Origin of the sequence: Shewanella mangrovisoli, assembly GCF_019457635.1 — a bacterium.
Taxonomy (GTDB): domain Bacteria; phylum Pseudomonadota; class Gammaproteobacteria; order Enterobacterales; family Shewanellaceae; genus Shewanella; species Shewanella mangrovisoli.
This window is the reverse complement of the sequence record NZ_CP080412.1, coordinates 167,677-190,693: the sequence shown is the minus strand read 5'-3', so window position 1 is coordinate 190,693 and position 23,017 is coordinate 167,677. Positions and strand designations below refer to the sequence as shown.

Below are 23,017 nucleotides of genomic sequence, written 5' to 3'. Positions count from 1 at the left end.
ATATCCGCTTATTGACGCTGGCGACGCCACGCCAAGCCACCGAGCAACATCAGGCTCAGCCAGCCTAGACTGCCACCACCGCCGCCACTCGATGTTTCAGCAGGCGTCGTTGGTGCTGTCACGGTTACGCTTGAACTGCTGCTTGCGGTAGCGTTTTGAGTATCTTTCACCGTCAGCGTGACAGTGTAAGTGCCCGCGCGAGTGTAAGTGTGGGTTGGCGATGCCGAAGTGCTTGAGGTGCCATCGCCAAAGTTCCATGTATAACTTAGGCTACCAACGCCACCTGCCGAGGTGTTGCTAAAGTTCACCGTGAGCTGGTTGGCACTGGCACTAAAGCCAGCGGTTAAGGGCAAGCTCACCACAAGTGTTTTCGTCACCGTAACGCTCGCGCCTTTGGCATCGGTTACCGTTAAGGTCAGCGTATAGGTTCCTGCATTCGCGTAGGTATAAGTTGCCGACGCTGAAGTGCTGGTCGCTCCCGCAACGCCAAAATCCCAAGCATAAGTGTAAGCGCCTTCACCACCATCAACCACAGCAGCCACAGTGGCGGTTAAGCCACTTTGGCTCAGATCGATTGCCGCCGTTAAGGGAGTGAACCCTGGATCTGTATTCGCATTGGCTAAACGGATCACCGCAGTGCTATTGTCGCTGGCTTGAGAGACCACTTGCATAGTCAAACCAAGTTTTTGCAGCACCATACCCGCTTGAGGTTGTAGCGGTGCACTGTAATCTAAACTATCGTCAAACAGACTCACAGGGCTAAGATTGGTGTCGCCCTTGTAAGCCGTTTGTCTTACAGTACTAAAGGCTGCATCACGGATTTGCACATCGGTAGAACCAGCGCTAATCCTATTCTGATCCGCATCAATTACCCCAATCAAACTATGGCCAGGATGATCAGACACATTGTTATCCTGGTAACTAAAATCCTCTAACCACAGGAGTACTCCGGGATCAAAACCTTCGTCCTTTAATCCGGCATCGACACCATTGTGACTGCGTAATTGGATTAAATAGCGAGAAGCTGCACCTGGGCGCGTACTAGTGATCCGGCTGTAACCTGCCAGAGTCGCTTTACCCCCAATCTCAGCATTATCGGCATACAGCTCAGTTGCACCTTGCTTAATGCTGATGTTGTCGATAGTAATACCCGACTCGATAGCGGCCTCATCGGTCACATAGGTAAATTCAATCGTCACAGCTTTGCCAGCGTAGGCTGATAAATCATATTCCAATCCTACCCAAGCATCACTGCCTACTGCGGTCGAAATACTCGATGATTTACCCGTAATAATATGTCGAGCGCTGTTAATCGCATTGACGGACTTAGTGTAATTGCCCGCCATCGCCACACCGTTCACTTTGACCTGCATATAGTCGTAATCGGCCTCAATCTCCCAACTTGCCTGCATCGTAAGGGTAAGTTTTTCACTCGTCGCCGGTAAATTTGCCGTAAAGCTCATGCTGTTGCTCAGCATATCGCCTTGGCCAGAGTAATACTGATAACTCCCTTGATAGGGTGCTTTAAAGGCAATCGGAGCAGCGGGGAGAGGAATCGACACCTGATTCACTAGGTCTTGATTTGACGCCTGATTCAGTGTCACTTCCATACCAGATCTAGGAATACTGTCTAAGCTGATTTCACGCTCATTCAGCCATTTACCTTTATATTTTTTCTGCAAATAGGAGCGTGCATAGGGGCTAAAACCGCTAGGCTTAGTTCCCGCAAGAGCGCCGGTCCAGCTACCACCCGACATTAAAGACCAAAAACCGACAGGGGAACCATCTTTGTTGGTGTTATCCGTAGTGTCATATTCATCGGGTAAACCCAGATCATGGCCAAACTCATGGGTACATACCCCGGTTGCCGCATCGATTGGTTGTATGGTGTAACCAAAGAGTTTTTTGGACGACCCAGGTAGGCTATAACCTTGCGTGCTTTGGTCAACATAGTAACGGTGCGACCAAATCGCGTTATCCCCTAATTTGCCGCCCCCTGTCTCTTCCCCAATACTCGAGTGGAAAATCATCACATGGTCAATTATGCCATCGGGCTCATTTAGATTGCCGTTATCATTAAAATCGTATGGGTCTTCAACATCATAGGTTGCGAGTTCGGCCGCCGACATATTGGCTACCGCTTGGCTGACAGCCTCTTTAACCAGCTCAGTCACATTAGCATCGCTACCCGTATCGGCATCATTCGCGCCATAGTAATCGGCATTTTGGCTCGCGGTATACCAACCTTTCACATCGCCAGTGAAGAAGAAAGTCTTGCCCGAAACAGCTTGGTAATATTGATAGGCCGAGTCTAAGGTCTGCCCTTGAGGACCATTAAAACCTGTGGTGGAGAAGAGTAAATTTTTATAGTGGGACGCAGGGTAACTGGGGTAATACATGTCGGTATCACTCGCCGTTAAACCATTGTTGTTATACTTTAAATCAGGAAAATCAATCAGTACGGTTAATACCTTCACCGTTTTAGTCACGTCGGCATCCGCTAACACCCGCTGTGCAGAGGCGCGCATCATCGCCGTCGACTTGGCTTTTTGCAGCCTGTCATGTTCAGCCTCAATCACCATTCTCGGCTCTTTGGGCTGGGCCAAGCTCGCACGGGCAATATAGGCTTCAACGGCCGCTTGCTTAACGCTGTCGCTAGCATCGGCGGAGACTTCGCCCCGCTTGATCAACCAATAGAGGATCCTTTCTTTATTAATGACCCCTGCATCCGCTGGCGTATGATTGGGCGCCGCAATACTTGCGCCACTCAGCAAGGCCAACATCAATCCTAACGCTGTGATACTTCTTGAACTTCGCATTACTCTTCCTTCCGTCACAATGTGCGCTGTAGCCAAGCTATTTTCTAAGGCTAGTGCCTATTTGCTCTATGGCAAGTTTGTTTTTGGCGGCTCGCGATCTTGAATACCTTCCCCCATTTCGGGGGATGTAAAAACATATCAGGACTACTTTTGCGTAACAACTTGATACATTCAGGAATGGGATTCTTTTTATGTTTTGTCAGCCGTTATTCAGCAAAAATACATCACCACAAGAAATATTTTAACGACATCATCACAACTAAAAACCACCTTACACCTGCTTATGCGCAACTAAAATGACAGGCTAAGGTATAAAAGAAATAGGGCTCAAATTAATTTGAGCCCTATTTGATGTTGGATTTAGTTCAGATACTTATGCAACGGATCTAAACTGGTTGCTTCAACCGTTACAAACTGAAGCTAATAGTAGTATAGAAGAAACGTCCTATGTTGTCGTAAGCAGCAGAACCTGCTGTTGTACCAGTAGAACCGTAAGGTAAATCTTTATTAAACAGGTTATCGACACCAACCTTCAACTCTATACCATTATCAAAGTTGTAACCAATACCCATATCACTAATGTAGTAGTCACCATAAGATAATAAACTATTTGGGTTAGCATTTACTGCAAGCTCTTGATCTGTGTATAAACTCACACCTTCAATGAAGCGAGTTCTCCAAGTAGCCTGCCAGCTATTCCATGAATAGTTAAAGGTTAAGTTAGCTTGCCATTCAGGAGTACCAACTACACCAACATAATTTTCATAGACATCAGGTTCGTCTTGGAATGAGTAATCTCTTCTTTTAAGTAATTTAGTTGCAATCAAGTTTGAACGTAAATCGCCACCAAAGAGTTCAAAGTTGTAACCGATATCAAAATCGATACCAGCAGCTTCTAATGAAGAGATATTCAACGCATATTGACGAATTGACGTGATTTCGTGACTGTTTGGATCACGTGTAATTAACGCACAATATTCGTTGTCAACGCCACTTGGAGAATCAACACATTTGTCAATAATATCTTGTGCAGAAACGGCGCTGATAGCGTCGTCAATTTTGATATTCCAATAATCGACTGTTAAAACTAAGCCGTCAACAAAGCTTGGTTGGAAAACACCACCAATAGTATAACTTGTTGATTCTTCAGCCTTAAGATCTCTATTTCCTCCAGAGAAGCCATCAACACTTGCTGAATCATAATCTGAATCAAAACTTGTTGGGATACCCAGCGCCGCACAGTTCTGACGACGAAGTTCTGAATTGGCTAAATTATCAAGCTCAGAAGATTTACAAGAGTCATCTACGTTGAAGAAGTTTTGACTTTGCGCACCAAATAATTCACTAATATTAGGTGCACGAATCGCCTCGGAGTAGGTAGAGCGAATACGAAGATCATCATAGACCTCCCAGCTCAAACCCGCTTTCCATGTTGTAGCGCTTCCAATTGTACTGTAATTCGCATAGCGCGCAGCCAATTCAGCATCTAATTGGCGAATTAATGGAAGATCACTCAACAGCGGTACACTGATCTCTGCAAATACTTCTTTAACATCAAAGTCGCCTTTATCTTCACCTAACACGTTGAAGAAAGTACCTTCGGCATTATCAGGTTCAAAGACTTCGCTTTCTTCTTTACGGTATTCAACACCAGCAGAGAAACCAACTGCACCCGCTGGTAAATCAAACAATGCCGAATTAGTTACAGAACCCCCCAACACAGTTTGCTTAATAACAGAAGAACCTGTAGAAGTAGTGTTGATGTAATCACGTGCACCTTGGCTTGCTTGACCATCACCAAAGATATTTACAGGCACACAACCAGCAGCTCTAGCAGCCTCATCACGGCAAACTGCAACGCCATCAACAAGAATAGAATCTAAAGCGTTTTCATAATTCGCATAAACTAGGTTATTACGGTTTACACGCTCAAGATCGGTTTGCCCGTAGGTAGCAAACACATCGTATGACCAGTCTTCTAGAATATTACCTTCTAGCCCAACTACATATCTTTGTGTTTCACGGGTATCATCTTCAAGACGCAAACCTAAATCCGTCATGAATCGGTTAATAGTTAAGCTCGTTTTACCATTTGCAGTCATTAAGTCACGCAGATCATCTTGAATGAATGCGTTATCAATACTGATAGTGTTCACAGGATTAAAGAAGAAAAATGCTGGTTGGAACATGTCATGAGACTTACTTCTCACGTATTTCCCTTCAGCGTAGAAATTCATATCGTCAGAGATAGCATAGTTACCCTTGACGTTGAAATTATAACGATCAAACTCCGGCTGCAACTCCACAAACTGGTTCAAGTTAGTGTAATCACAGTCTGCACAGTAACCACCATCTGAATTAGGTCCAATATAAACATCTTTAATTGAGCCATCTGGATTAAAGGTTTTCCAGCCATTTAGATTAAATGTTCCTGCGTTGCTGATACGATAATGTCCAGCATTCGGAGTTAAGATTTTATCAGGATAAGCTGGATCGTTTTCATCACCATTAGGACGATTGGAGTTTGTGATGGACGCAAATGAAGTCGCGGTTTGATCTCGATCGAATGCCTTTAGCTGGTTTTGACCACTATACTCAAAAGCACCAGCGATATTACCTCTACCATTGTCAAAGTCGGTACCGTAAGAAACTGAAAAACGCTTTTTAGTAAAATTGCTATCTTCAGCAGTCCCTAACGTAGTAGAGACATCTAATCCAGTTACATGTTTCTTTAGAATAAAGTTAACAACACCAGTTACTGCATCGGCACCATAAATAGCAGATGCACCACCAGTAATAACTTCTACTTTTTCAACCCATGTACTAGGAATAGTGTTAATGTCAACGGAAGATGTGCCAGAAGAGCTCGCGACATGGCGGCGGCCATCAACAAGCACCAAAGTTCTATCAGTCCCCATGTTACGAAGGTCAAGCAAGTTAAGACCTGAAGTACCAATAAAACGACCAGAGTTAGCAAGCGAATATGTACTACCTAAAGCGGGTAATTGGTTTAACGCCTCACCAATGTTTGTAACACCAGTAGAGAGTAACTCTTCGCCTGTGATAACAGTAACTGGAGTAGGAGCAATGGCCCCTTCACGAATAATACGCGAACCTGTAACTGCAATTCTTTCAACTTCTTCTTTCTTGTTTGCACCCGGAGCATCTTCTGCCGCATATGCAGAAGCCCCAAACATAATACTTGCAGTACTAGCAACGAGAGCTACTCGCACCGCCTTGGTTAAATATGACTCTATAGCCATTCTATCTCTCCCTATATTTATTTTTATACTAAACAAACACACAACCTAGAAGACAAACTTTTATCACCAGAAAAACAACTAGTCAACAAATAGGGCTATTAATTAATCAACAATAGGTGTGACACAAACCATTGTTATAACTTTGTTTATTAGTGTTTCAAAATGTTTCAATTATTATTTATCAAGCAGAGATAGATGTGCTTCGGGTTTATAACTATGCGCAACTCAAAAATTGCTGTGAATTGCCTCTAATTGGTAATTTTCTCACATCTGTAACGCGAAAAAGTTATACAATATCAGCTCATATTGGCTTGGGCGTTGATAACGTTAAATGGATATATTTTCTGCTGCGGTAATGTTGTTTTTGATCATGGATCCCCTCGGTAATTTACCGATTTTCACGTCGATTTTAAGGCATATCGACCCGAAAAAACGTCGTAGAGTTTTGATCCGCGAACTGATTTTCGCATTATTGATCATGTTAGCCTTCCTGTATGCTGGCGAAGCCATCCTCAGTTTCTTAAATCTGCGTTCCGAGTCTGTCAGCATCGCTGGTGGGATTATCCTATTCCTGATCGCTATTCGGATGATTTTCCCTCAGCCGGGCGGCGTGGTTGGTCTTGCGGCGGGAGAGGAACCCTTTATCGTCCCTATGGCCATTCCGTTGATGGCGGGACCATCGATTCTGGCCGCGCTGATTTTACTCGCGCACACCGACAGTACTCGCATGGGCGACTGGACGATTGCGCTAGTGTCCGCTTGGGGGGCGAGTGCGGTTATCCTCATGTTCTATAAGCTCTTTACCCGTATGTTGGGTGAAAAAGGCTTAACGGCTGTTGAGCGCTTGATGGGCATGGTACTGGTGATGATATCAGTGCAAATGTTCCTCGATGGAGTATCGAACTATATGAGAGCTGTCGGTTCGATCACAAGTTAATAGATGAAAGAAATTGTTGATTACATTTGTATTCCTACATCGACGAGGCAATGACCTTTCCACTAAATAGCTTATAGTACGTATGCTTGCACATCCTTGTGGGGAGGTAAATTGCCAGTAAGTCGCTGCTCATTTTGATTACAACTGGTATACTATGGCGTTTTTTCAGCAAAATTCGTGGAATCCATGCTCTATCTTCTCGCTAGCTGTATCGCACTCTTAATCGGACCACTGTTTTATCGCTACTTTTCATCGGGCAGCGGCTTACAGAAGGGACTCGATGGCTTTATCTTCGTCTCTTTAGGCGGACTAGTGCTGATCCATATTTTGCCTGAATTGCTCGAGCATGGTGGCCTATTAGCCATAGTCTTTGTGGTGCTAGGCCTCTGGGGACCGACCGCCAGCGAACGCTTATTCCACCGCTACTCAGAGATCACCCATAATCTCACCCTGTCACTCGGGATTGGCGGTCTTTTACTGCACACCATTACAGATGGCGGCGCTATGGTACTGGCGCAGCAGGACGGCAATTCCAGCCTATTGGCGCTCGGGGTGATATTGCATCGCCTGCCCGTCGGCCTCGCCATTTGGTGGTTACTCAAGCCTCAAGTCGGAACCCGTTGGGCAAGTCTCGTATTAGTCGCCATGATGCTACTCACTGGCGTGGGTTATTTCGCGGGCGAGCAATTATTATCCCAGCTAAGTTTAGATAATACCGTTTATTTACAAGCGTTTGTGACAGGTTCAATCCTGCACGTTGTGCTGCATCAACCCCATGGTCAACACGATACCGATAAGCAAGGCCAGTATGAATATCAGGCCGGTATCGGCAGCTTACTGGGGATTGGATTGTTGATGGTGCTGCTCCTGATGGATTCTGGCGGCCATGACCATGCCCACCACGATCACAGCACCGAACAGCTAACCACTTGGTTAATGACCATAGCGCCGGTACTTTTACTCAGCTATGCCGCGGCCGCGCTGCGATTCCAGTTTGGCTTAACCCCGCAGGATAACAGTCTCGCTCGCCGTTGGTTCCAACGCTTGGCGGGTCCTGAGGCGCTTGTGCTCAGCGCGCTACTGCTTGGCCCTTGGTTGGCGCTATTCCAGCTACTCGTGGTGTTTATTATGAGTGCTTATCTCGCCCATGCTCGGGTCGAGATTACCGATCCTCACAGCAAGTTGCCCCACAATGCGCTGCGCTTTGGCTTTGCCCATCTGGTTGATCGCAGTGCCCCTTGGGTGCTCCTCAGCCTAGTGCTCGTCAATCTGATCGGCCATCCTTCGGTACCGTTAAGCAATCCGATGTTGCAGATTGCCGTACTCTTGTTGGTCTTTTTACCTATGCGCTTCTGTAATTTAGGCGCAGCAGTACTGTCGATTGCCCTCGCCTACAGCGGCTGGAGCCCACTTGCCATCATACTGCCTCTGATTGCTGCGCCCGTGCTGAACATCGCCCAACTTAAACTTATGAGTTGGCCGCAGCGTGGTATTTTGCTGACTATTATTGCCGTATCACTGGTAGCAGCCCTTAAGTTGCCTATGTGGTTCTCCTTGGTCACCTTGCCTGAGGCGATTAACTTGGCCGCCTTGCTGGTTCTATCCGGTTTATTTGCCGCGAGCTTACTGCGCCTAGGACCACGTAAGTTCTTACGTCGCCTGATGATGTTAAAACCGGCTGCCCATGGTCATAAGCACAGCCATGATCATGCACACGCGCATTCCTCAGCAGCAGAAACCGCCCATAGTCACGGCCATGGCCATACACACTCTCATCAGAGTGGCGGCCACAGCCATAGCGATGCAAATAAGCACCATCACTAGCACTGTTCATTTGATCACAGACAGGCTAAGTTAATCCTACTCCTAGGATAAATTTAGCCTGTTATGTGCATACTCTTCGTCGCCCTTAAAACTCACCCCCAGTATCCGCTGATCATTTGCGCCAATCGGGATGAGTTTCACCACAGACCCACAGCCCCTGCACAATTTTGGCCGCCGGAGCAGAATATGCTCGCGGGCAAGGATTTGCAGGCGGGTGGCACTTGGTTTGGGGTGAATAAACAGGGGCAAATTGCAGGAGTCACTAACCTGAGGGTGGCGCAAAAAGCCCAAGAGCCGATGCGCAGTCGCGGCGAACTGATCATTAAAGCCCTAAGCTCGGGTTCGCTTATCTGCCCTAACTGGCTTGAGGAACACGCCGAAGATTATCAGCCATTTAATCTCGTGTTTGGCCAAGGCACCAACCTCTATTGCTTCAACAGTCTTAAGCGGAACACGGTAAAACTCACGGCAGGATTCCACGCCATTAGCAATGGCGCGCTCGATGATATCTGGCCAAAAATGGCTAAGGGCCAACGCTCGCTCGAGGCCCTTATCCAACAATCGGAACCGCTTGAGCTAGAGTCGCTGATTCAGTTAATGCAGGATGATTCGCGTCCAGAGGATAACGAGCTACCTGATACGGGCGTCGGGCTAGAATGGGAACGCCGACTCGCGGCAATTTATATTCGTCACCCCGACTATGGCACCCGCTCCACCAGCATTTTGCTGCAAAATGCCCAAGGGGAAGTCCAGTTTACCGAAGTAAGATATGACGGTAAGGGTCGACGACTGGGACAGCAGGACTTCCACTTCACCCTGCCGTCGCAATTACCTAAAGAGCCGGACTGTCTCGCCCACTTTTAACGGCTCAGTCCGAACTGTGGTCCATAGTGATCACCCAGCGGTCATCAATTTTTTCCACCAGCAGGGTAAATACCCCCGTGGGCGCATCCTTTTGCCGCTTTAAATCCCAACGCCCCACCACCATAGCGGCGTAGTTACTGAGCATTTTGATTTCTTTGATGGTGAACTTCAGCTCACCCAGCGCCTCTTTATTCGGATAGTTTTTCTTGTAGGCGGCAAGGGTTTCATCCCAGCCGTAACGAAACTTTCCATTAGAGACAAATCTAAGCTGTTCGCTCTTCCAATAACCCTGCATGTAAGCGTCAAGATCGCCGCGGTTCCACGCATCTTCCTGACCTTTTAGCATTTGGGCAATGTCATCCGTCGGCACTGCACTCACCTGCCCAACAAACAGCAACATCAGTACCGCGAGGCACCGTAAAATGTGTTTTTTCATCAATCCCTGTCGCAACATAGTATCGCTCCCCAACTATCAGGTTAGACTGTACTATAACCAAATTGGCGCAGACTATCTTGTCAAAGCCGATTTATAATTAAAAAAAGCTGATGATATTATTCATTTTTCGACTCTGAGCACCAAATTATGTTTACACATTTATGCCGCTGGCTACTCAAAATTTCAGGCTGGCAAATCCAAGGGCAGTTACCCTCTCAAGCCAAATATATTGTGATTGTTGCGCCACACACCAGTAACTGGGACTTTATCATCGGCGTGCTCGCTCGCGGCGCCTTAAACACCCGCATACACTTCCTCGGTAAGCATCAATTGTTTATTCCGCCTTGGGGTTGGTTCTTCCGCGCTATTGGTGGCAGCCCAGTGGACAGGCGTAAAAACAATAACTTAGTCGATGCTGCCGTGCAGCTGTTTGCCACCCAGCCGGACTATAAACTCGCGCTCGCCCCCGAAGGTACTCGCAGCCCAGTGACTCGCTGGAAATGCGGCTTCTACCATATCGCCTCCAAGGCGCAGGTGCCAATCGTGCCAGTCGGCTTAGACTTTGCCCGTAAGGCCGTGGTGATCCAACCGCCACTGCAACCAAGGGAAATCGAACAAGATATGGCGGAAATCCTCAGTTTTTACCGCAGCATTAAAGGGCGTCATCCCAAAACGATCCCCGACTATACGCCAGACAACAGACGTTAATGCTTGAGGAATAACGGAGCAAAACATGCAGACCGAAACTTGGTTACTCTACCTTTTTGCGATTGTTTTGATTGGGATTTCCCCCGGGCCTATCGCCATGTTGTCTATGTCCCACGGCATTCATTTCGGCAAAAAACGCAGCATAGCCACGGGGCTTGGCAGTGTCAGCGCCGCACTGGTGCTGATGGCGGCTTCGGCAGCAGGATTAGGCGCGATAATCAGCGCCTCGGAATACGGCTTTAGCCTACTCAAATGGTGCGGCGCCGCCTATCTAGTGTTCTTAGGTATTAAGTTGCTGCTCACTAAGCAACAAGGGCAAAAGCTGGAAGTAGCGAAAACCGAAGGAAAAGGGACAGCTAAGCAACTCTATAAACAGGCATTTTTAGTGGGGATCAGCAATCCTAAAGACCTGCTGTTTTTTGCGGCGTTATTTCCACAATTTATCGATTTAACCGCACCACAAATGCCGCAACTGACGATTCTTGCCCTCACCTGGGCGCTGGTCGATTTTAGTTTTGTGATGCTGTACGCCTCGATGGCGAATGTGCTGGCCCCGAGCCTAAAGGCCAGCAACAAACTGCATTGGTTTGACCGTACCAGCGGCGGCGTGTTTCTCACCCTCGCCGCCATCTTAGTCAGTCGAGATTAACCTTCGACTTTCACCGATTTTAGACTGCGGATATCGTTGCCCGTCGGCGCTTGGAAGGCCTGTAAACCAAACTCGGGCAATACGGCAAAGATATGGTCGAAGATATCCGCTTGTATCGCCTCATAAAAAGCCCAACGGGTGTCATTGGTAAAGATATAAATCTCTATCGGTAAACCTTCGGTCGTGGGGGCCAGTTGGCGCACCATCAGTGTCATATCTTTGTGCACTTTATCGTGGCGTTGCAGGTACTCCTGCAAATAGGCGCGGAAAGTGCCGACGTTGGTCAGATGGCGGCCGTTGACCTTCATATCCAGATCCGACACTTTGGCATTCGACTCTTGAATTTCGCTGATCTTGGCGGGGAAATACTCTTTCAAGCAATTGATTTTACTGAGGCGATTTCGCTCTTCCTCAGATAAAAACTTAATGCTGTTGATATCGATATTGACCGCACGCTTGATACGGCGCCCACCCGATTCCGACATACCGCGCCAGTTACGAAATGCATCCGATACTAAGGCATAGGCGGGGATCATAGTGATGGTCTTATCCCAGTTACGCACTTTGACCGTGGTTAAGGACACTTCCTCCACCGCACCGTCGGCGCCGTACTTGTCCATTTGGATCCAGTCGCCCTTGCTCACCATGCGGTTGGCGGCGAGCTGAATGCCCGCCACAAAGCCTAAAATAGTGTCGCGGAACACTAACATCACAAAACCCGTTGCCACACCTAAACCGCTGAGGAAGTACACGGGTGATTGATCCGCCAGTACGGAAATCGATACGATCAGACCAACAAAGAACAGGAACAGTTTAATCAGCTGCACAAAGCTTTTTACCGGCAAGCGGCGACTGACCAGATTGACATCGGAAATCTCATTAACCGCATCGAGCCCAGCGTAAATGGCGCGGATCATCAGGATAACCAACCAAATACTCAATAGACGGTCGACTAAACTGCTTAGCACGGGGTGCTCGGTTAAGGTAATGGGCACTAGCAGGTTGAGCACTATCGCGGGGACTAACATCGCCAGCTTTTCGAGCACTTTATAGCGCATAAACACATCGTCCCACGTCGCCTTGGAACGCAGGATCACCATGTTCACCGCGCGGATCACCCCACGGCGCATAATAAAATAAGCAATGGCCGCCACCAGCACACAGGCAAGCAGCATAATGCTCGTTGAAATGCTGTCGGACGGTTGGCTGTCGATCCCGACACTCGATAACCAGCCCGAGATTTCAAGGCGAATTTCTTGATCCACAATCTACTCCTAGAGAAACGGCTGGGTTATCTGCCCAATCAAGCCATCCCAAGATAAAGCAATAAGGTTGCGAGAGCGTGACACGCTCACAATTGAACCTAGCAACAAATATTTCACAACCATTTATTTTTCAAACGATTTTAGCATTCGAGGCCAAGAGCTTAAAGCGCATCGCAGTTTAAAATGCCAGATTGAGTCCAGCATCCATAGCGCAGCAGCTAATGGCCTCGCCGCTATTGCTCAAGTTTGGCCTGCGCCTGATCCAGTTCAGCTTGAGCCTCTGCCACCTTTTGGCGTTTTTTATTGATTTTATCCATAGACTTACCCGCAGCTATCGCGTCAGTTAGCTCATTTTGACGTTCGACGAGTTTAGCTTCTAAGGCCTCAACCTTGGCTAAGCGCTCTTGGTATAGCTTGTCATCGTCACAATGGGTTAGCACGGCTTGGCGCGCCTGCTCTAACCCCTCTGCTTTTGCTTGATTACCCGAGGCCTTAGCCTCAACAAGCTGCGCCTCAATTGCCGCTAGCTTTGCAGCACAGCCTTTAGGGGGCTCATCCTGCGCGAATGCCGCGCCACTGCACAACAAGGCTAGCAAGCATCCGTATCGACAAAACATAGGCTCCTCCTTTAGGTGACAATATTTAATCCTGCGATAGGCTTGATAGTGCCATAGCTTATAACCACAAGCTGTATTTGTGCTTAAGTAAAATCGACTTTCTTGGTACAAATGCGACTTAGGCAGTGACTTAATAGCAATAAATTGTTTATGTTAGGGCAAAATATTGACTCAGACGGATATCGGAGCCAGAAACCATGCCCAGTTCATTTCGCCTCAGCGCGCTCAGCTCATTATTGCTGCTCTCTTCATCTGTGATGGCCGCCGATGTGGCAACTATCACCCTAGAGAATGGCGCTCAGGTCAGACTCAAAGATGACTTCACTTGGGAATATATCATCACAGAAACCAAAGCCGCGGCAGCGCCAGCGGTTGCCACAGTTGCTACCCCAACTACCGCGGTGACATCAACCGCAGCGGCCACAGCAGTAGCCAGCAGCACACCCGCCATTGAAGCTGCGACGCCTGTCACCACATTAACCGCAAACGCCATTGCGCGCCCCGAGCTCTTAGGCTCTACCGCCAAAGATGGCATTAAAGTCACCTTCAACGAGAGCCAATGGAAGGGCGATAAACTCGGCCTGACCTTCGAGCTTGCCAGCACTAGCGGTGAGCACGTGACCTTAGTTGAAGTCGAAGCTAGCTTCTTTGCCGACGATGGCACCTTGCTCAAAACCGAAAAACTGGAAGTCTGGGAAGCCATTTTCCGCATGCCAGAAACCTACCTGCGTAAAGGCGAGCAACGTAAGAGCCCAGTGATTTGGGTCGAAGGCGTCGATAAAAACCGTTGGCAGAAACAACTGATTAATCTCAAGATCACTGAGATTAACTCGCGCTAATCCGACGAATGAGGTAAGGAATTGGAGTTAACTTTCAATTCCTTACAAACTCAAACGGGTGTAATCAGGCGAATAAGCTACAATTGCCAGAATGCCCTTATTCCCCATATGAGCCAGATGCAAGATGCCCAATAGATATTCATCTCTCGCTCTTACACTCTGGCTCTGTGGTGTTAGTCACCATGCCATTGCCGATACGGTATTTCTGAACAATGGCGATAAAATTACCGGTGAGATTAAAGCGCTAGATGAGCAAAATCTGGTAATCAAACCTAGCTACGCCCCCAAAATCACTATCGAACGCAGCGCGGTTCGCAGCTTTGAAACCCGTGAGCCACAGCCCTGGAGCATCAATCGCTCAATCAAAGAGGTAACGGTTCAAGCTTCTGAATTAGATAGCTTTGTGCTGATAGACGATAAGCAGACCCCAATCAGCGAGTTAATCTATTCGGAACTCCTGAGTGACTCGGACTGGCACTACAGCGGCAGTGTAGAGGCCGCCATTGATGTCACCCATAACAGTAAAAACACTCAAAAGCTGCATGCTAAGGGAGATGTGACCGCCGAAACCTTAAACTGGCGTCATAACCTCAAGAGTGAAGTCCGCTACGAGACCGAAGACAAAACCACTAAGCGTAATACCCTCGAAGCCCATTACAGCCTCGACTATTTGATCAGTGACCATTGGTTCCTGCGGCAAGAGGATTATTATCAGGAGGATAAGCTCAACCTCGATATTCGCAGCTACTACGCCGCATTGGGTCCGGGCTATCGTTTTTGGGGCGTCAACCGCGACAAGCTCGACTTTGTACTCACCTACAACCACTTCTGGCTAGATTATCAAGTATTTACCTATGAGCTAAATGCTTGGGCGGCAACCATCAACTACAAACAATATTGGTTCGACGGTGTGTTAGAGACCTATGCAGATTTGCAAATTGCCTTTCCCGATATTCCTACCATTGAATATATTTCTGACTCGACGTTTGGACTTAAATATCTGCTGACACAACAGATTTATCTCTCATTCAAATACGATATCAATGAGACTAAATCCGCTGTGCAGCATTCGCGGGATATTTCCTACAGCCTAGGTTTAGGGGTTAACTTCTAAATTTACTGAGGTTTTACCACGCAGGTCATTTCTGGCGCTTCGTATCCCCAGACAATTTTGGCTTCGCCATGGTGTTCCCACATACTCTCATTTCGGCCTTGATACTTAGCGCCGCTGCCACTGGGCTGAACAAACATCAAGGACGTTTGATCGCCACGCTCGGCTATCAGAGTGGCAGGCTCAGTCTTAAAGTAACTGACCACGACTTCATTCGCCGGATTACCGTCGCAGGCGTAAAATATCGGCCCGGTCATTTCCACGAGATGATACTGCGCCTGTAGCTCGGCAATCCGCGTCTGGTAACTCGACTCAACACAGGCGCGTTTATCTTCACTCTTCCAACATTCATTACGGCCTTTGACCCAGCCCCGCTGCATGGCTTTTAGCATAGGAGGTTGCTCATTCTTTGCCTTATCAGCAGCTTGAGCGTAAACATCTGCAAGCTGTTGATCGAGCTTAGTCAAACCCTCATCCTGACACACCAGCTCTTCGATACTGCCTGCCTGAACCTTGCCACAGTCAAAGGAAGGCTTTTCTGCGGCCATAGCTGGGACACTTAAGGCCACAGCTAAAAGCCCCGCCGCTCCTGCGGTTTGCATATTGATTCTCTTGGTAAATGTCATACCCGTGATTCCCTTTATCTATTGCTTATGGCTATCTGTTGCCCATAGCTAACGCCACCTTGGCTTAACCTAAGCTGACTTAAGCTCAATCCCCCTCTTTGAGCGAGCAAAAATCAGCACTTAGCCACAAATACCAGCCAATATTAGCGCTACAAGCTAACGGCTTTGCACAAACTCGAGTAAGTGTAGTGCAGCCACAGACGTTATCCCAAGAGTGTCCACTGAACGGACAATCGCGCGGACACATTTAAAGCCATAGTGCGGACACTTTAAACTTTTCACGCGGACACAATTTTTATCATGTTGATAAATAATAAATATTTAATTGGCACATATTCTGCCTAGTCAGTGGGTCACCACACTTATCTCAATACAAGGAAGCATTATGAACACTCACACAAAAGTATTCGGCGGTTTATTGATCCTCGCGCTCATCCCCTGTGGGATTTGGGCAGCCCAACAGGTAAGCACTCAGTCATCTAGCGACACCAACATCTCGATCAATAGCCGTAACTATCCTAACTTTTCGTGGATTTATGTGCGCCAAGATGGCGAGCTCACGATTGGCGCGGGTGAGAGCCAAGATTGGAATAAACTCAAACGCCAAGGCAATGCTTATCAAACCGACTATCTGTGGGTCAAAACCGCCGGAAATAGCTATGTGATTACCGATCCGGCCTTAGTCAATCAAGTAAAAGAGGCTGTTCGCCCAATGCAGATCCAAGGCGAGAAGATGCAGCGTCTGGGTGAACAAATGCAGGTTAAGAGCGATGCCATCAGCGCCGAAACCAGCAAACTCTTAATCAATCTCGCCTCAAGTGAAAAAGATGCTGAGGTTAACGCGCAAATCGAAAGCCTAGGCGCGTCGATGGAAGTGATGGGTAAAGAGATGGAACAACTCGGCGAAGAGCACCAAGCATTAGCCGATGTGGCTGAGAAGCAGGTTTACGAACTGGCGCAAAACGCGATAAAAAATGGCACCGCAGTACTAACACCTTAAGCCATTTTTAGCACTTAAGGGTAAATTATCGGTTATTCCAGTTATAGAGATTGAATTTCCTAGTGAAATTGACTATTTTCACGCCGCTTTGTTATTTCACTAGGAAAAGGATCAACATGGAACAAGCGATTAGCACAGGGAACGACAACCCCATTCAAATGGCCGATACCGTCTATTCGAAAGAAAAGTCACTGTTTGCAATTTTAGCGATTATTTCGGGGCTAATTTGGGCCGTGCTGATCTTAGCCACCAAAGGTCTCGCCCTGATTTATGTGCTGATGTTTTTTATCATTTACCTCTTCACCCACTCGGCGTTTATCAGCTACTTAAAGGGTACGGCGGTTGAAATCAGCCCTGAGCAGTTCCCCGATTTACACAAACAATACCTCGCCTGCTGCGAGCGTTTAGAGATTAAAGAACCGCCTCGCGCCTACCTGTTAGCCGCCGATGGCATGCTAAATGCCCTCGCCACCCGCTTTCTGCGTCGCAACTACATAGTGCTGTTCTCATCGATTGTGGATGCACTCGAGTCCGATAAAGATGCCCTTAACTTCTATATCGGCCATGAGCTGGGCCATATTCGCCGTAACCATATTGGTAAAGAGCCGCTGTTAGTGTTCGCCACTTGGCTGCCGTTAGTCGGCGCCGCCTACGCCCGCGCCTGCGAGTACACCTGCGACCTGCACGGTCTGCGTTGCTGCAATAGCCTACGTTCGGCCACCAATGCGGTTGCCGTATTAGCCGCTGGGGTTGAGCAGTGGAAGCGGATGAATGTGGACCAATACATTCGCCAAACCCAAGAGTCGAGCGGATTTTGGATGTCCTTCCATGAGCTCAATAGCAGCTATCCATGGCTGACTAAACGTATGGCAAGAGTACAAGCGACCGCACAGGGCAAAGTGTATGCAGCGCCTTCTCGCAGTGTATTCGCCTACCTCTTTAGCCTGTTTATGCCACGTATGGGCACCGCAGGCGGCGGGATTATCATCCTTGCGGCCATTATCGGTGTAGCCGCTGCGGTCGCGATTCCCGCATATAAGGAATACCAAGAGAAAGCGGGCGCTGCCAGCATTAACTATGATGATGCCAACTACGCCACCAGCACCCCGCAAATGGACACTGTACCCGCTAACGTGCCCGATGCTGCACTGGCTATCGAGCATATCGACCAGTTACATCAATCATTAGCCCCTATTACCGAGGTGCTGACTCAATACTACCAAAGCCATAAAGCTTGGCCGACCGAGTTAGAGCCGCTAGGTTTTAGCGATGAGCAGCTAGCCACCTTTAACCTTTATTCCGAGGGGATTGTTGGTTTTGTTGCCGGCGAAGCCTTAGGAGATTATCAAGGTTATGAGGTGTATCTGTCGCCCCAAGTTGACGAGCAAGACAATGTCACTTGGGTATGTAGCAGTAACGGTATTCCCGACGAATATCTACCAGCCGATTGCCAAGGCTAAGATCAAAAAGCGCTGCCAATGCAGCGCTTTTTATTTGCCTTAATGGCCCTATTCGAATAGCTCAATTAACGCTGGATCAGATAACGGATCGTTGGCCCGTTTTGCTCAATCTCTAGCACTTTATAGCCATGATTTTTGGCATCGAGTGGAATATTATTGATTGACTGCGGGCAGTCACTGATCACTTCTAATATCTCCCCCGGCTTCAGTGTCGGCATGGCCTCAAGGGTTGCCACTGCGGGATAAGGGCATGGCTCGCCCACCATATCGAGTTGATAATCTGGAATATATTGACTCATTACGCCGCCTCCGCGATCAGTTGTTCATCCCGCTTCGCCTTACGGGCAAAGAAACGTTTTTCCCACAGCAACATGGCCGCAAACGACAGCGCCAGCAGCAGATAGGTAAGCAATAAACCGCCCTTATCGCCAAAGCTAGAGAGCAAGTTAACCTTGTCCCAACTTGTGGCTAATGGCTGGGCTAAATCATCCCAGTAGTAGGCCAGCAGGGTTGAACCCAGCACGTTACCTAAACCAACCCACCAGAAATGCACTTGGCCTTCAACGGCGCGATACATCCAACCCGTCTCACAACCGCCCGCCAGCACAATGCCAAATCCAAACAGTAGGCCACCAATCACCGCATTCGGGCCGGCCCACATGATTTTGGGCGGCACACCTAATTGCACATAGCTATAAATCCCGATGGCACTCACCGCCATACCGAGAATAATTGCCTTGGCCATATGGGTGCGCCCGGTGATCCACATATCGCGAAATGCCGAGGTAAAGCAGATTTGTGCCCGCTCAATCAACAGACCAAAACCCACACCGCAGAGCATAGCGATACCCAGCTTAGGCGCATTGAACATTGTCAGTAATCCCCAGCCGATAATGGCCGCGAACACTAACATGCCGATACGAAAACGTCGTCTCGCTTGGTTTTCATCCTGTTTAACCGAGGTCGCCTTATCGACTTTCTTCAATTTCACCGGAATGCGGAACATAGGCAGTAGCGTAAAGCGCGCACCAAAGTAAGAACCCGCCGCCGTCGCCAGAGCAAAAAACCACGCATGTAAGGAAAACTGCGGAATCCCGGTGAAGAACGCCGCCAAGTTACAGCCCATCGCCAAGCGCGCACCAAAGCCCGCAATAATGCCGCCGATAAGTGCCTGAGCGATGCGGATACGACTCTGTGGCATACGCAGTTTGACGTTATTCGCCCACAGTGCCGCCGCAATACAACCACCAAACATGCCGATGATCATCATGCCGTCGATACGGTCTAAGGGAGAGCCCTGTAAACCAATCACTTTGAAATAACCCCAAGTTTCAGGATTGGCACCAACCAGTTGCAGTAAGTGCCCGCCCCAACGCGTAAACTCGCCCGTAACAGCCCAAAAAGTGCCAGTTAACCCAAAATAGTAAGTAGAAAGGATTCCGGCGGCGATAACCGCAGGCATAGGTGCCCAAAAACGGACTAAATATTGTTGTTTAAATTCTTGCCATGTCATGTCATTACCCTAATGAACGAGACTATAAAAAATAAGCACGAGGCTTATACCCGTTGCCACACAAGCAAGGCACAATCCCTTAAAAATAAGGCGCTAAAGAATCTTAATTGTGTGGCGACACGCTTTAGATGGCTTTCGCTAGACAGCCACGATTTACTCCCGATAACCGATAGCTATGGGTGTAGAGCGTGGCTCTGCCATTACGGCAAAAACCGATAAGCGTGATGTTGCTTTTCTCTGCTAATTCCAACGCCAGTGAAGTCACGGCGGACATAGCAAACAGAATTTGGATATTGGCACTGGCTGCCTTTTGCACCATTTCAAAACTGGCGCGGCTAGTGAGCAACACTGCGACAGGTCGCTGTGCCTGACGCATTGAAAATCCACCGATTAATTTATCCAGTGCAATGTGCCGACCTATGTCCTCAAAGGCGGCGATGATTTGTCCTTCCTCGTCTAAACCCATGGCGGCGTGGGTTGCCCCCGTGAGCTTAAAGTGATGTTGATTCTCTTTGATCTGCTCAAGGGCAAGCTGCAGATGATCGATATTAAATCTGGCGTCCGAGTCCACGCGGATAACGGGTTTAACCGCTTCCTCCAACTGCGCCACACCACAAAGGCCACAGCCAGTACGGCCAGCCATATTGCGCCGTTGCTGCTTGAGTTCCATAAAGCATCTTTGGGTGATTTCCACCTGAATGAGCACGCCTTCGGGGGTGAACTCGAGATCTACACCTTTGATTTCATTCACATGGGAAACAATCCGCTCCGACAAGGTAAAGCCAATGGCGAACTCTTCTAGATTTTCAGGGCTGGCGAGCATTACAGTGTGGGCGATGCCGTTATACACCAGCGCCACTCGCACCTCGTTAGCTACATAATCGGTTAACTCGGAAGCCTGCCCCTGCTCTAAAAGGGTCACCTTTCTTTCAGTAACCACTGCGTGTGAATGATATTCCATAGCGACCCTCTAAACTCATTAATTCAAATAAAAACAATTAGTTTGCTAACAAAATTCGACTCAAGTCACAAAGCGACTAACGAAATACGAATGCGCTTGATTCAGGTTTAAGCATTTTCTACTATCGGTTTGTCTTCTATTGGAAGAACGTCGTCTCCGGTGAGGCGTCCGGACTTCAAATCCGGGTAGGGCTGCCAGCAGTCCTGGGTAGGTTCGACTCCTATGTTCTTCCGCCAATTCTCATGGGAATAAAACAGTTCCCCATCCCGAATCTCCCGACTGTTACTGCGATACTTCCTACGGGTAAAACCACTGCGGTCAAAAAACTCCAACAGCTGAATACTCACCTTACGGCCTAGGCCAATCAGATCCTTAAACTCTGCGGTTTCAAGTTTGCCGTGAGTTTCCACATGCGCTCGCACCAGATTGGCGTAATGACACAACTGCTCGCTCAGCAGATATCTGTCCTTCACCACCGCGGTAATAAAGCCCTGTTGCACCAGTTGAAAACACAGCAATCTGAGTTTGGCGGGCTCGAGTTCGAGGTATTCCCCCATTTCAGTCACCCACACGGGCGAGGTTTGCAGTGCCAACCAAGGGGCCAAGCGTTGCCAGCACTGTTGTGCCTCGCTATCGAGGACAATCCTGTGATCCGCCAGCTGCAGCAAGGCGCCACGCAGCACCATCTGTCCGTCTTGGCAGAGGCTATCGAGCACCTTATTGGCAAGCTCGCTGGGCAATACGTTGTGGCTCATGCGTTGCAGGCGATTACGCCCCAGCCCCAATTGGTCGGGGTGCTGTTGATGGTATTCACGTAACAGATCGATAAACTGCTGTTTTTCTTGCTCAAGTAACTGGGTCGATAGCCAATAGGCTCCGAGGCGAGTCAGCCCCGCCTGCGCCAGCATGGCGGCCAGCCCTTCATCGGTTAGCTGCCAGCGCCAACGGATTTCATCGATACTGAGCGCCTCAGTCTGACCGAGTAGCGCCAGCACATTTACCGGATTGGAGAGCTGAGCCAGCTGTTGCAACTTACTGACACGCTCCGGCGTACGCTTCTTACGATTGGGAACTTTTAATGCCAGCACCCGCCCAGCGCCCAGCGTTTGCTTGCCACCAATATGCCTGAGCACTATCGGGTCGTCCTGACATAGCAGCAATGGCTTATCGAGCACAATTTCGGCCAGATAACGCCCCTGCTCATAGGCTTCATCCAGAAGCGATACTCGCCCTAGGGTATGGTCGGCGCCGTGGTGACAATGCATATTTTGCCAATGGCTGATGGGTTCAAAACTGCGAATTTGCACTACGGGTCTAGCGCACAGCTCAGCCTGAGGCAGACAGCTTAACCAGTCACCGCGAGCGGGCGTCCTATGGTTATCAACGCCAGTAAGATTTAAGGCGACCCGAGTGCCACTCAAGGCTCTGTGGGCTTCCATCCCTTGGCAATGAATGCCGCGCACCCGTAGTTTGGCCTTTTGCCCAGAACTGTAGAGGCTATCGCCGATACACACACTGCCGCTAATCACAGTGCCCGTGACCACACAGCCAGCGCCTTTAACGCTAAAGGCACGATCGAGTGTCATCCTAAAGCTGCTGGCATCTTCCGCTTGGGTCGATTGCTGCTCGGCAATATCCAAAATATGTTGCTTAAGAGTGTCTACTCCCGCATCGCCTGCATCATTCGCGCAAACCTCAAATACGCCACTGGCCTCGATACCGTATTCAGCAAGCAGCGCCATCCCCTCTAGGGTTAACTTGGCGGCGGTTTGGTCATCGACCAAATCCCGCTTGGTCAGCACTAAGGTCAAACTGTTTAGCGGTAAAAGCGCGAGAATTTGCAGATGTTCGCGGGTTTGTGGCATCACGCCATCGTCACAGGCCAACACCAACAGCGCGTGGCGCACATGGCTCACGCCCACCAGCATGTTATTGATAAATTTTTCATGGCCGGGCACATCGATAAAGGCTAAGCGAGTGCCATCTCGCAGTGGCATAAAGGCGTAGCCGAGATCGATAGTCATGCCACGGCGCTTTTCTTCGGGAAGCCTGTCGGTGTTCATGCCCGTCAAGGCACGGATCAACGTGCTCTTGCCGTGGTCGACATGGCCAGCGGTGACCATAA

The 23,017-nt window shown here is 48.7% G+C and carries 18 protein-coding genes, 1 tRNA gene and 1 pseudogene; 10 read left to right on the top strand and 10 right to left on the bottom strand.

From position 1 onward, the window contains the following. Positions 1-8: 8 nt before the first annotated feature. Both K0H60_RS00855 and K0H60_RS00850 read right to left on the bottom strand, forming a co-directional pair. A complete protein-coding gene (locus K0H60_RS00855; protein WP_220056983.1) occupies positions 9-2,819 on the bottom strand; it encodes an immune inhibitor A domain-containing protein in 2,811 nt (936 codons plus the stop codon). 407 nt (positions 2,820-3,226) lie between these two features. After that, positions 3,227-6,082 (bottom strand): TonB-dependent receptor domain-containing protein, encoded by a 2,856-nt coding sequence (locus K0H60_RS00850; RefSeq protein ID WP_220056982.1) that lies wholly within the window; start codon positions 6,080-6,082, stop codon positions 3,227-3,229. 331 nt (positions 6,083-6,413) lie between these two features. On the opposite strand from K0H60_RS00850, the gene K0H60_RS00845 reads away from it, so the two are divergent. The 3 genes from K0H60_RS00845 to K0H60_RS00835 all read left to right on the top strand — a co-directional run bounded on the left by K0H60_RS00845 (position 6,414) and on the right by K0H60_RS00835 (position 9,707). Further along, a complete protein-coding gene (locus K0H60_RS00845; protein WP_220056981.1) occupies positions 6,414-7,019 on the top strand; it encodes a YhgN family NAAT transporter in 606 nt (201 codons plus the stop codon). Between the two features lie 186 nt (positions 7,020-7,205). Then, the gene (locus tag K0H60_RS00840; protein ID WP_220056980.1) at positions 7,206-8,843 is read left to right on the top strand and encodes a ZIP family metal transporter; all 1,638 of its coding nucleotides are present in this window, start codon (positions 7,206-7,208) and stop codon (positions 8,841-8,843) included. 63 nt (positions 8,844-8,906) lie between these two features. After that, positions 8,907-9,707, top strand: coding sequence for an NRDE family protein (locus tag K0H60_RS00835; protein WP_220056979.1), 801 nt, complete (start codon positions 8,907-8,909; stop codon positions 9,705-9,707). A 4-nt stretch (positions 9,708-9,711) separates the two neighbouring features. Here K0H60_RS00835 and K0H60_RS00830 read toward each other — a convergent pair whose 3' ends face one another. After that, positions 9,712-10,161 carry a YybH family protein gene (locus tag K0H60_RS00830; RefSeq protein ID WP_088212699.1) on the bottom strand — a complete coding sequence of 150 codons (450 nt, stop codon included), beginning with the start codon at positions 10,159-10,161 and terminating at the stop codon, positions 9,712-9,714. A gap of 129 nt (positions 10,162-10,290) precedes the next feature. Between K0H60_RS00830 and K0H60_RS00825 the strand changes: the two genes are divergently transcribed. Both K0H60_RS00825 and K0H60_RS00820 read left to right on the top strand, forming a co-directional pair. After that, the gene (locus K0H60_RS00825) at positions 10,291-10,851 is read left to right on the top strand and encodes a lysophospholipid acyltransferase family protein (protein ID WP_011715392.1); all 561 of its coding nucleotides are present in this window, start codon (positions 10,291-10,293) and stop codon (positions 10,849-10,851) included. A gap of 25 nt (positions 10,852-10,876) precedes the next feature. Then, the gene (locus K0H60_RS00820; protein WP_023266272.1) at positions 10,877-11,500 is read left to right on the top strand and encodes a LysE family translocator; all 624 of its coding nucleotides are present in this window, start codon (positions 10,877-10,879) and stop codon (positions 11,498-11,500) included. On the opposite strand, the gene K0H60_RS00815 is transcribed toward K0H60_RS00820, so the two are convergent. After that, positions 11,497-12,765 carry a mechanosensitive ion channel family protein gene (locus K0H60_RS00815; RefSeq protein ID WP_011715390.1) on the bottom strand — a complete coding sequence of 423 codons (1,269 nt, stop codon included), beginning with the start codon at positions 12,763-12,765 and terminating at the stop codon, positions 11,497-11,499. The two genes, K0H60_RS00820 and K0H60_RS00815, sit on opposite strands and share 4 nt — an antisense overlap. 233 nt (positions 12,766-12,998) lie before the next feature. Next, positions 12,999-13,382 (bottom strand): DUF1090 domain-containing protein, encoded by a 384-nt coding sequence (locus K0H60_RS00810; RefSeq protein ID WP_220056978.1) that lies wholly within the window; start codon positions 13,380-13,382, stop codon positions 12,999-13,001. 197 nt (positions 13,383-13,579) lie between these two features. Here K0H60_RS00810 and K0H60_RS00805 point away from each other — a divergent pair, with 197 nt between their 5' ends. Both K0H60_RS00805 and K0H60_RS00800 read left to right on the top strand, forming a co-directional pair. After that, positions 13,580-14,221 carry a DUF3157 family protein gene (locus K0H60_RS00805; protein ID WP_220056977.1) on the top strand — a complete coding sequence of 214 codons (642 nt, stop codon included), beginning with the start codon at positions 13,580-13,582 and terminating at the stop codon, positions 14,219-14,221. Positions 14,222-14,345: 124 nt separating this feature from the next. Beyond that, positions 14,346-15,335: a DUF481 domain-containing protein gene (locus tag K0H60_RS00800; RefSeq protein ID WP_086902891.1), complete on the top strand. Its 990-nt coding sequence runs from the start codon at positions 14,346-14,348 to the stop codon at positions 15,333-15,335. Between the two features lie 2 nt (positions 15,336-15,337). Here K0H60_RS00800 and K0H60_RS00795 read toward each other — a convergent pair whose 3' ends face one another. Then, entirely contained in the window at positions 15,338-15,934 is a 597-nt protein-coding gene (locus K0H60_RS00795) for an MliC family protein (protein WP_434086670.1), read from the bottom strand. A gap of 409 nt (positions 15,935-16,343) precedes the next feature. Between K0H60_RS00795 and K0H60_RS00790 the strand changes: the two genes are divergently transcribed. Together K0H60_RS00790 and K0H60_RS00785 are read left to right on the top strand one after the other, a co-directional pair. Further along, positions 16,344-16,958 carry a hypothetical protein gene (locus K0H60_RS00790; protein ID WP_220056975.1) on the top strand — a complete coding sequence of 205 codons (615 nt, stop codon included), beginning with the start codon at positions 16,344-16,346 and terminating at the stop codon, positions 16,956-16,958. A 116-nt stretch (positions 16,959-17,074) separates the two neighbouring features. Next, a complete protein-coding gene (locus tag K0H60_RS00785; protein WP_220056974.1) occupies positions 17,075-18,418 on the top strand; it encodes a M48 family metallopeptidase in 1,344 nt (447 codons plus the stop codon). Positions 18,419-18,483: 65 nt separating this feature from the next. On the opposite strand, the gene yedF is transcribed toward K0H60_RS00785, so the two are convergent. From yedF to fdhD, 3 genes are all read right to left on the bottom strand, one after another. Then, the gene (gene yedF, locus K0H60_RS00780) at positions 18,484-18,717 is read right to left on the bottom strand and encodes a sulfurtransferase-like selenium metabolism protein YedF (protein ID WP_011070517.1); all 234 of its coding nucleotides are present in this window, start codon (positions 18,715-18,717) and stop codon (positions 18,484-18,486) included. Continuing rightward, positions 18,717-19,931, bottom strand: a complete 1,215-nt coding sequence (gene yedE, locus K0H60_RS00775; protein ID WP_011715383.1) for a selenium metabolism membrane protein YedE/FdhT — start codon at positions 19,929-19,931, stop codon at positions 18,717-18,719. Before yedE ends, yedF begins: the two co-directional genes overlap by 1 nt. Positions 19,932-20,055: 124 nt before the next feature. Then, a complete protein-coding gene (gene fdhD / locus K0H60_RS00770; RefSeq protein WP_220056973.1) occupies positions 20,056-20,892 on the bottom strand; it encodes a formate dehydrogenase accessory sulfurtransferase FdhD in 837 nt (278 codons plus the stop codon). Positions 20,893-21,033: 141 nt separating this feature from the next. Between fdhD and K0H60_RS00765 the strand changes: the two genes are divergently transcribed. Beyond that, positions 21,034-21,128: transfer RNA gene (locus K0H60_RS00765), tRNA-Sec, on the top strand. Positions 21,129-21,221: 93 nt separating this feature from the next. Here K0H60_RS00765 and selB read toward each other — a convergent pair. Further along, positions 21,222-23,015, bottom strand: a pseudogene (selB, locus tag K0H60_RS20635) (selenocysteine-specific translation elongation factor); the annotation flags it as partial. Positions 23,016-23,017 lie beyond the last annotated feature (2 nt).

What these genes read in the sequence shown, in the direction of transcription:
- K0H60_RS00800 (WP_086902891.1), top strand. Translation starts at nt 14,346, where the DNA reads ATGCCCAATAGATATTCATCTCTCGCTCTTACACTCTGGCTCTGTGGT.
- yedE (WP_011715383.1), bottom strand. Translation starts at nt 19,931, where the DNA reads ATGACATGGCAAGAATTTAAACAACAATATTTAGTCCGTTTTTGGGCA.
- K0H60_RS00820 (WP_023266272.1), top strand. Translation starts at nt 10,877, where the DNA reads ATGCAGACCGAAACTTGGTTACTCTACCTTTTTGCGATTGTTTTGATT.
- K0H60_RS00810 (WP_220056978.1), bottom strand. Translation starts at nt 13,382, where the DNA reads ATGTTTTGTCGATACGGATGCTTGCTAGCCTTGTTGTGCAGTGGCGCG.
- K0H60_RS00830 (WP_088212699.1), bottom strand. Translation starts at nt 10,161, where the DNA reads ATGTTGCGACAGGGATTGATGAAAAAACACATTTTACGGTGCCTCGCG.
- K0H60_RS00835 (WP_220056979.1), top strand. Translation starts at nt 8,907, where the DNA reads ATGTGCATACTCTTCGTCGCCCTTAAAACTCACCCCCAGTATCCGCTG.
- K0H60_RS00795 (WP_434086670.1), bottom strand. Translation starts at nt 15,934, where the DNA reads ATGCAAACCGCAGGAGCGGCGGGGCTTTTAGCTGTGGCCTTAAGTGTC.
- K0H60_RS00855 (WP_220056983.1), bottom strand. Translation starts at nt 2,819, where the DNA reads ATGCGAAGTTCAAGAAGTATCACAGCGTTAGGATTGATGTTGGCCTTG.
- K0H60_RS00790 (WP_220056975.1), top strand. Translation starts at nt 16,344, where the DNA reads ATGAACACTCACACAAAAGTATTCGGCGGTTTATTGATCCTCGCGCTC.
- K0H60_RS00805 (WP_220056977.1), top strand. Translation starts at nt 13,580, where the DNA reads ATGCCCAGTTCATTTCGCCTCAGCGCGCTCAGCTCATTATTGCTGCTC.
- K0H60_RS00840 (WP_220056980.1), top strand. Translation starts at nt 7,206, where the DNA reads ATGCTCTATCTTCTCGCTAGCTGTATCGCACTCTTAATCGGACCACTG.
- fdhD (WP_220056973.1), bottom strand. Translation starts at nt 20,892, where the DNA reads ATGGAATATCATTCACACGCAGTGGTTACTGAAAGAAAGGTGACCCTT.
- K0H60_RS00850 (WP_220056982.1), bottom strand. Translation starts at nt 6,082, where the DNA reads ATGGCTATAGAGTCATATTTAACCAAGGCGGTGCGAGTAGCTCTCGTT.
- K0H60_RS00785 (WP_220056974.1), top strand. Translation starts at nt 17,075, where the DNA reads ATGGAACAAGCGATTAGCACAGGGAACGACAACCCCATTCAAATGGCC.
- K0H60_RS00825 (WP_011715392.1), top strand. Translation starts at nt 10,291, where the DNA reads ATGTTTACACATTTATGCCGCTGGCTACTCAAAATTTCAGGCTGGCAA.
- yedF (WP_011070517.1), bottom strand. Translation starts at nt 18,717, where the DNA reads ATGAGTCAATATATTCCAGATTATCAACTCGATATGGTGGGCGAGCCA.
- K0H60_RS00845 (WP_220056981.1), top strand. Translation starts at nt 6,414, where the DNA reads ATGGATATATTTTCTGCTGCGGTAATGTTGTTTTTGATCATGGATCCC.